4 protein-coding genes, 1 tRNA gene and 1 pseudogene are annotated in these 3878 nt (G+C 63.1%); 3 read left to right on the forward strand and 3 right to left on the reverse strand.

Translation table 11 applies throughout. The features are described 5' to 3' along the window. Positions 1-545, reverse strand: a pseudogene (locus tag ENZ75_RS34710) (flagellar motor protein MotB); the annotation flags it as partial. Between the two features lie 245 nt (positions 546-790). Between ENZ75_RS34710 and ENZ75_RS24405 the strand changes: the two are divergent. Both ENZ75_RS24405 and ENZ75_RS24410 read left to right on the forward strand, forming a co-directional pair. Beyond that, the gene (locus tag ENZ75_RS24405; RefSeq protein ID WP_013530173.1) at positions 791-1237 is read left to right on the forward strand and encodes a YcgN family cysteine cluster protein; all 447 of its coding nucleotides are present in this window, start codon (positions 791-793) and stop codon (positions 1235-1237) included. Between the two features lie 254 nt (positions 1238-1491). After that, positions 1492-1848 carry a hypothetical protein gene (locus ENZ75_RS24410; RefSeq protein WP_013530174.1) on the forward strand — a complete coding sequence of 119 codons (357 nt, stop codon included), beginning with the start codon at positions 1492-1494 and terminating at the stop codon, positions 1846-1848. A gap of 213 nt (positions 1849-2061) precedes the next feature. On the opposite strand, the gene ENZ75_RS24415 is transcribed toward ENZ75_RS24410, so the two are convergent. After that, a complete protein-coding gene (locus ENZ75_RS24415) occupies positions 2062-2775 on the reverse strand; it encodes an SIMPL domain-containing protein (protein WP_013530175.1) in 714 nt (237 codons plus the stop codon). Between the two features lie 134 nt (positions 2776-2909). Between ENZ75_RS24415 and ENZ75_RS24420 the strand changes: the two genes are divergently transcribed. Then, positions 2910-2985, forward strand: a tRNA-Ile gene (locus tag ENZ75_RS24420). Between the two features lie 37 nt (positions 2986-3022). Here ENZ75_RS24420 and ENZ75_RS24425 read toward each other — a convergent pair. Next, positions 3023-3878: integrase core domain-containing protein (locus ENZ75_RS24425; RefSeq protein WP_164746422.1), on the reverse strand; the 856-nt coding region annotated here is incomplete at its 5' end.

Genomic DNA, 3878 nt, shown 5'->3' on the forward strand with positions numbered 1-3878 from the left:
GGTGCTGCCTGTTCGGCCGGCGCCTGCTCGGTCTGCTGCTGCTGGTCACGCTTCTTTCTGCGCGGCTGCTGTTCCTCTGCCGGTGCTGCCTGTTCGGCCGGCGCCTGCTCGGTCTGCTGCTGCTGGTCACGCTTCTTTCTGCGCGGCTGCTGTTCCTCTGCGGGTGCTGCCTGTTCGGCCGGCGCCTGTTCGGCCTGCTGCTGCTGATCACGCTTCTTCCTGCGCGGCTGCTGTTCCTCGGCGGGAGCGGCCTGTTCGGCGGGCGCCTGCTCGGCCTGCTGCTGCTGGTCGCGCTTCTTCCGGCGTGGCTGCTGCTCCTCGGCGGGCTGCTCGCTCTGGGCAGGCGCGGCCTGCTGTTCAGGCTCGGCCTTCTTGCGCTCGTGTTTCTGTTCGGGTTCCGCCTGCTGCTTCTGCGCGCAGGCCTCGGCCGATTCGCCCTCGGCGCATGCTGCTTGCGCCAGGATGAATGGGGTTGCCGTGCGCTGGGCAAGACCGGACGCGACACTTCCCTGAAGCGGGAACGCGCCCAACGGCGCGGATGCCATCAACAGGCCAAGTGCGGTGCCTGCCAGAATCCGTGGTTGGCGTTTCATCGAAATTCTCCTTGTGGGGTCCCATCCTTGCCGAAACCGATCTTGTGCCGATTGGTTCCAGTCTGGCACGGATAGAGGCCGTACGGGGCGATTGACCGACCTTTTGAAGGCAACTTCATGTCATTCACCTGGCGATAGCCGCAATTGCGACCATTGCCGCGCTTGACCTTGCCCGCGGCCGGGGCCACATCCGGGAAATGGAAACGCCATTCTGGAAAACCAAGGCGCTGGAGGCGATGAGCCCGGCCGAGTGGGAATCGCTGTGCGACGGCTGCGGTAAATGCTGCCTGTCAAAGCTTGAGGACGAGGACACTGGCGAGATCTACTGGACCAGCGTCGGCTGTCGGCTGTTCGACGCCGAGACCTGCCGCTGTTCGGACTACGCCAACCGGCTGGCGCGCGTTCCCGATTGCGTCGGGCTGACGCCGCAGAATGTGCGAACCATCAGTTGGCTGCCCAGTACCTGTGCCTATCGGCTGGTTGCCGAGGGCCGCGACCTCTACTGGTGGCACCGGCTGGTGTCTGGCAGCGCCGAGACCGTGCATGAAGCCGGCATCTCGATGCGCGGCCGGGTCAAAGCGAGTGAAACCGATCTTGCCGAGCCGGAAGACTATTTTGACTATGTGCTGGACGAGGAGCCGTAGGACCAGCGGCGGCGAGCAACAGCCTTACGTTCCACGACTTCCGGCCAATCCGCGGGCTCGGAATAGGGCGCCGAGTCAGGCATTCCGGCCTTCACCAAGGGCTGGGGACGGTGGCGAATGGCCGGAACTTCCTTCTTCCCGCCATATGAACCGGAGATGAACGGCAGGTTCGTAAAGAGTTCAGACAGGCAAGCGCATTCTCCCCCCATCGGTTCACGAGGACGGGCGAAGGCCCGCAAAAAGGAGAGAAGACGATGTTCAACACGATCAAGACGGCAGCCCTTTCGGCCCTGGTCGGTCTCGGCACACTGGCGGCCGTTCCCGCCCACGCCGACAGCCTCTATCTCGGCTTCGGCAACAACAACGACCCGCGTTTCGGCGTCTATACCGGTGACGACGGTTATCGCCATCGCCGTGATGAACGCCGCGGCGACTGGCGCCGTGGCTGTTCGCCGGACCGCGCCCTCGACAAGGCCGAACGCATGGGTCTCCACCGTGTCCGCATCGTCGACGTCAACCGTCGTACGGTGAAGGTGGCGGGCCGCCAGGACGGCGACCGTGTCGTGGTGGTGTTCGCCAATGAGCGCGGCTGCCCGGTTATCTATCGCTGAGGTTCGACAATTAAGGCCGACCCCTCTTTGAGGGTCAGCCTGGCAGCATGATCTTTAGCAAGATCAGCTGGGACTAGCGGAGCCCCTTTCCGTTTGAAGGGTGTGGCTCGAAAAAACCCCGCGGGAGCAATCCCGCGGGGTTTTTCATGCGCGCTATTGGCTGGTGATGCATCGGTGGCTGGGCAAGACCCAGCCACGGATCCTCAGAGCCGCTTACTTCAGTTCGAAGGTGACGGTCACCTGGACATTGTAGGAATTCTCGCCGGCCTGCACGGGAGCCGCGCCACCCGCCGCGGCATCGAAGGCCTTGGCGTTGATCGGCATCGGCGCCGGCGCAATGTTCTGATCTGATATCTCGAGCACCCGGCCGAGGCTGGCGCCTGCGGCCTCGGCCAGCGTCTTGGCCTTGGCCATGGCGTTGGCGACCGCCTTCTTGCGCGCCTCGGTGACCGTGGCTGCCGGGTTGTCATTGGTGAAGGCGATGCCGCCACCCTGGTTGACGCCGAGCGACACCGCCTTGTCGAGGATCTCGCCGGTCTTGTCGACATCGCGCACCCGCACCGAAAGCGTGTTGGTCACCTGATAGGCGACGAGTTCGGCTTCCTGGCTGCCGTCCGGCTTGTTGGTGTAGTTGTAGCGCGGGTTGATCTGGATGCCGGCGGTCTGCAGGTCCCGGTCCTTGATGCCGGCGGACTTCATCGCCGCGATCACGGCGGCCATGGCGTCATTGTTGGCGTCGAGCGCGGCGCGCGCGGTCTTGGCCTCGCGCATGACGCTCAGCGTCAGGACCGCCAGATCGGGGGCCACGGTTGCTTCGCCTTCGCCCGACACGATGATGCGGGGCGGCGTCGGCAGATCGGTGGCTCCAGCCATCGCCGGAAAAGCGATTGCAGCGGCGAGCGCGAGAGGCAAAAGATGTCTGGTCATGAAAATCTCCTTGGTCTGCGATCAAGTCGCAGACGTCGCGTAGAGCGCGATTATGGGTTGATTTGGGCGATCTGGGGAAGCCCGTCGGGAAAGCCTTGTGCCGCGATGCGAAAAACATTAATCCAGCCCGCGTGGGGCCTGTAGCTCAATGGTTAGAGCCGGCGGCTCATAACCGCTTGGTTGGGGGTTCGAGTCCCTCCGGGCCCACCATTACCGTTAGGTCCGTTCCGGACACATAGGTTACGGTTTATACCGGAGACATGGGTAACACTTTTGGCCCGAAGGGGTTTTGGAGTGGTTCGAGCCTGCATGTCTCATCGTCGAAATATCCCAAATCATAGTCCATGAAGCTAGCCAGCCAGATATGGTCCTCGACCTGTTTGATTCCGACGGTCTGGCCGGCAAAGACAAGGCTGAGGTTGATCTTCTTGCGGTTATAGCAGATGCGGCCGCAGGTGGTGACGGTGACGGCCTTGTCGTGAAACGGGTGGTCGAGATCGGGCAAGCCGGTGTAGGGACGCGTTGAGGGCGTGTAGCGCTCGGCCGGGCAGTCCATGTCGAGCGCCTGGTGCGGGCGTTGTGAGTTGAACTCGTCGATGAAGTCATCGAACCTGGCCTGCTGTTGAAGGAAATTGGCGCCGGCCGGTTTGGTGGTCTCCTTCTTGAGGGTGAGGTGCATGCGCTCATGGCGGCCATTCTGCTGCGGACAGCCCGGCTTGATGCGCTCGATGTCGATGCCCAGGCGCAGCCACCAGACCGACAGTTTGCTGAGATTGAACAGCGCGTTGGGGCTGGCGAAGGGAACGCCATTGTCGGTCCTGATCGCGCTGGGCAGGCCGAACTCTTTGAAAACGCTTTCGAACACGGTGAAGGCATAGGCTTCCTTGGTGGTCGAGAGCGCCTCGCAGGCGATGAGATAACGGCTGGCGAAGTCGGTGATGGTCAGCGGATAGCAATAGCGCCGATCGGCGAGCATGAACTCGCCCTTGTAGTCGGCACACCAAAGATCGTTAGGGCGACAGCCGTTTGAAAGTGGTGTCCCCGTCGCCCTGTTGCGCCTGCGCTTGCGGCGCTCGACCATGCCGTGGCGGTCGAGCACGGCA

It is taken from the genome of Mesorhizobium sp. M7A.F.Ca.CA.002.04.1.1, assembly GCF_004022805.1.
Taxonomy (GTDB): Bacteria; Pseudomonadota; Alphaproteobacteria; order Rhizobiales; family Rhizobiaceae; genus Mesorhizobium; species Mesorhizobium ciceri.